A 3,989-nucleotide genomic window follows, 5' to 3' on the forward strand; every position below is an offset into this window, starting at 1 on the left:
TAAATCAGCTACTTATGGTTTCCTTATTTTTGCCCAGGTTGTCTGGCCCTTCTTTATTCCGTTTTCGATCATGCTCCTTGAGAAAGAACAGAAACGCAAAAAAATTCTCCTTTTTTTGACTATCATAGGTTCAGTTCAGGCACTTTTTTTGAGCTACGGTATGCTGATGTATTCTGTTAGTTCAGAGATATTACATTCACATATACGGTATGATCTGGATTTCCCGCCGGCAAACCGTTGGTTTGGGGGTGCACTGTACATTATCGCGACCGGTATTTCACCTTTTTTCTCCAGTAACAAGAGGCTAAGAATGGTGGGAGTAATTGTACTTTGTTCCTATCTGTTCACCCGTGTACTTTATGCTCAAAATGTAATCTCAGTATGGTGTTATTTCGCTGCACTAATCAGTTTTGTAATTCTTGCGGTTATTCTACAGGTTAAAAAAGAAAAGGTTTTAATTTCAGAGATTGCCCCTGTTTGATCTAAAGATTTTAACAATATAACAAAGCCTGAAAATCCAATAGGCTTCCAGGCTTTGTTTAGAAATTATGATCTGATATTCAATCTATAATTTCTTCAATGCCTGTTCAATATCAAAAAGCAGGTCATCAACAGATTCAATGCCCACAGAGTAACGAATCAAACTTTCAGGAATACCCAATATGGCACGCTGCTCTTCAGTTAATTCTACATGGCTTGTGGTGCGTGGCGGACCAGCCAGAGTACTCACCGAGCCAAGACTTGCAGCTAGATGCACAAGCTTAAGTGATGGCAGAAATTTTTCTACCAGATCATAACCTCCATCCAATGCAAAACTTAACATGCCACCGAAACCTCTCATCTGAGATTTAGCAATGGTATGGCCTATATGTGATTCTAATCCCGGATAAAATACCTGACTAACTTTTGAATGTGAATTCAGGTAGTTTGCGATTTTCATTGCCGATTCATTCTGTCTGGAGATCCTCAATTCGAGTGTTTTCATTCCTCTGGCGATCATATAGGCCGGGTCGGCCTGCAAACTGGCTCCATTGATCTCCCTGAAATGAAATACCTTCTGTACCAGCTCCCTGCTTCCTGCCAATACACCACCCATTGCATCAGAGTGGCCACATAGGTATTTTGTAGCACTATGCAATACTAAATCTGCCCCCAAATCCAGTGGATTCTGATTTATTGGTGTTGCAAAAGTATTATCCACAACCACAACAGCTCCAACCTTTTTTGCAGCGAGGGCAATACGTCTGATATCGATGATTTTCAAAGTAGGATTGGTTGGAGTTTCCAGATAAACCAGATCACATCCTTTGGCAATTTCATGTTCCAGTTCCTCATGGTTCCCTGTTTCACAAAGTTTAACTTCCACTTGATATGCCGGGAAGAAATCAAGAAATAGTTTGCTTGTGCCTCCATAGGTATCCTTAACAGAAACTACTCGTTTACCCGGTTTTAAAAAAGCAAACAGGGTATTACTGATCGCAGCCATCCCTGTTGCAAAGGCCGTGGCTGCTTCGGCACCTTCCAATACTCTGATTTTCTCTTCAAGAGATGCGACTGTAGGATTTGTATTGCGGCTATAAATAAAACCATCTGATTTCCCGGTGGAGACATCGTACCATTCGTCAAGATCCTTGTAGGCAAAAGCAACACTATTTACAATTGGTGTTGTAACAGCCTCTTTGAAATAAGGATTATCTTCCCCGGCCCAAACGGCATCAGTAGCTTTACTGAATTTTCTATTTTCCATAGTTTTTATTCTGGTATTTCATCACTCCCATTCGGTAAATTCCAAATATGGCATGATCTGTAATTTAAATCAACAAAATGATTACGGCTGTAAATTACCTGAAGGCATGAGCAGAACATCATGAAAAGTGAGATCTGAATCCGGATCAATGATCTTTAGCTTTACCTGATCGACAGATCCATCAGCATTAAATGCAAATGTAACGTAAGAATCGGCCTTTAAGCTCTTATTTTTCAAAGTCGCTATAAAACTATTGTACTGGAAATACTTAAGCGATGCATTAAGATGTGGTAATTGCTTAAATTCCATCAGCAAACCATCTCCTGAAGGAATCAACAAAACATCCCCATAAACCTCATCTTTGTAATTACCGGCAAGTTTTTCAATTAAAAGATCGTATTTTCCTGCCGGATCAGCCTTAATCAGATTTTTATTTTGGGATTCTGTCAGTCTTGCTGCAGATGAAACCTGTTCATCACTAAAAGCCTTCAGCCAGTCAAATTTTGGATTGTTCTCATAATAGTCCAACACATGATAAATAATTGACCAGTAAGCCGCGGTTGACTCCTGATTGGTTAATACGGTTATCCCAAGCTTGAGGTCGGGAACCATAGCAACCTGCGAAACAAAACCACCCAGTTTACCGCCATGCCCAACAACTTTGTATTTCTGATAATTATAAGCCCTGAAACCCAAAGCATATCCGAAAAAATCCATTTGCGCAGGTTTCAGCCCTTCTGATACTTTGCTGACAGGTATAGGCCTGATCACTTTCCATAATTGCATGGTACTGGCAGGCTTAAATAATTCTCCCCGGGAAGGTGTTCTGCCCGAATCAAGCTGAGTGATCATCCAGTTTGACATATCATTTGCATTCGAAAGAATCCCACCTGCCGGATTACTGGCATCGCCAATATTCTGCTCCATATAATCCTCAACCAATCCAACTTTGCCAGCTATCCTATCATGGGCGGCAGAAATATTTGGCCTGCTCCCGAATTCTGAATGTCTGGAAGCACTCCCCGGCATACCCACCTTATCAAAAATCCGTTCTTTAACAAAATCCTCCCATTCTCTGCCGCTTAACGCCTTAATCACTTCTCCTGCAGCCAGATATAAGATATTATCATAAGCATAGGTACTTCTGAAATCATGAACTAGGGGCAGTTTCTGAAGTTTTCCCAAGATCTCCCTTCTCGAATAAGTAGAGGGAGGAAATAACATAAGGTCTCCTGAGTAGGCTAGAAGTCCGCTATGATGTACCAAAAGATCTCTTACAGTAAGGTTGGTGCTAACATAAGAATCGGCCATTTTAAACCATGGTAAATGATTAATTACCCGATCATCCCATTTTAGTTTACCTTCTTCAACAAGCATCGCCAATGCAGTTGCTGTAAACGCTTTAGAATTTGAAGCAATTGAAAAAAGCGTATTTGCATCTACCCGGGCATTCCCACCCAACTTTTTAAGACCATAACCTTTTGAAAGCAATACTTTACCATCCTTTACAATTGACACACTAATGCCCGGAACTTCAAAAGTTTTTAATACCGTTTCAATGTATTGATCAAGACCCGGTGGTAAAGCCTGCTGAGCTTTCGCCTTTACGGAGAAAGAAAGAAATAATAAGAGAATTAAAAACAAGTTGGAAGTTTTATTGCTCGCCATGTCCGGAATTATTTGCTTGTTAAAATGAGCTTGAAGATTGTGATAATTTTCTAATTCTCCATATATATTATACCTCCCAAAAAAGCAATCTGCATACAGAAATACAGACTCAATTCACTAGTGTCAGGTAAAAATAAAATTTGGAGATAATTATTGAAATTAGTCCGCCTTTGCGGCGGAAGGGAACTTAATTCCCCTGCAGCTGGGAATTAAGCAAAAGAGCCGCGGCTTCCCGGTATTTGTGGCAAAGCCATGCCTTCGGCATTGTAAATCCACACTTTTTCCCATCGGTGCAATCCAAGCCGTGTTTTTGGCAGTCTAAGTTATGAATGAATCTGCACCACTTCTCCGGATTGCTTAAGTACAGCGGTTTATGACTGTCACTGCAAGGAAAAAGTGCGCCTTTCCTGCCAAATTCCGGAATGCTTTCATAATCAGATATCCCCCAAAAGCAGTCCCGCACTTGCGGGATGGCCAAGGCACCTAGGGATTGAAGTCCCGATTGCCATCGGGATTGGCCTTCAAACCTGAGCCGCCCTTCAGCGGCAAAAGCATGAACACCTTTAAAAACATC

Annotated in this window: 4 protein-coding genes; 1 reads left to right on the forward strand and 3 read right to left on the reverse strand. The window is 41.0% G+C overall.

Annotation, left to right across the window (positions count from 1 at the left end):
- Positions 1–481, forward strand: a 481-nt coding sequence (locus Q8S11_RS06445) for a DUF6629 family protein (RefSeq protein ID WP_305661261.1), incomplete at its 5' end; no start/stop codon positions are given.
- Positions 482–565: 84 nt separating this feature from the next.
- On the opposite strand, the gene Q8S11_RS06450 is transcribed toward Q8S11_RS06445, so the two are convergent.
- From Q8S11_RS06450 to Q8S11_RS06460, 3 genes are all read right to left on the reverse strand, one after another.
- A complete protein-coding gene (locus Q8S11_RS06450; RefSeq protein WP_305661262.1) occupies positions 566–1,747 on the reverse strand; it encodes a cystathionine gamma-synthase family protein in 1,182 nt (393 codons plus the stop codon).
- Positions 1,748–1,828: 81 nt separating this feature from the next.
- Positions 1,829–3,415: a serine hydrolase gene (locus Q8S11_RS06455; protein WP_305661263.1), complete on the reverse strand. Its 1,587-nt coding sequence runs from the start codon at positions 3,413–3,415 to the stop codon at positions 1,829–1,831.
- Between the two features lie 187 nt (positions 3,416–3,602).
- On the reverse strand, positions 3,603–3,989 hold a 387-nt coding region (locus Q8S11_RS06460; protein ID WP_305661264.1), incomplete at its 5' end, for a hypothetical protein.

Origin of the sequence: Daejeonella sp. (assembly GCF_030695525.1) — a bacterium.
GTDB lineage: Bacteria > Bacteroidota > Bacteroidia > Sphingobacteriales > Sphingobacteriaceae > Daejeonella.

Coding starts and splice junctions, on each gene's coding strand:
- Q8S11_RS06450 (WP_305661262.1), bottom strand. CDS start 1,747: ATGGAAAATAGAAAATTCAGTAAAGCTACTGATGCCGTTTGGGCCGGG.
- Q8S11_RS06455 (WP_305661263.1), bottom strand. CDS start 3,415: ATGGCGAGCAATAAAACTTCCAACTTGTTTTTAATTCTCTTATTATTT.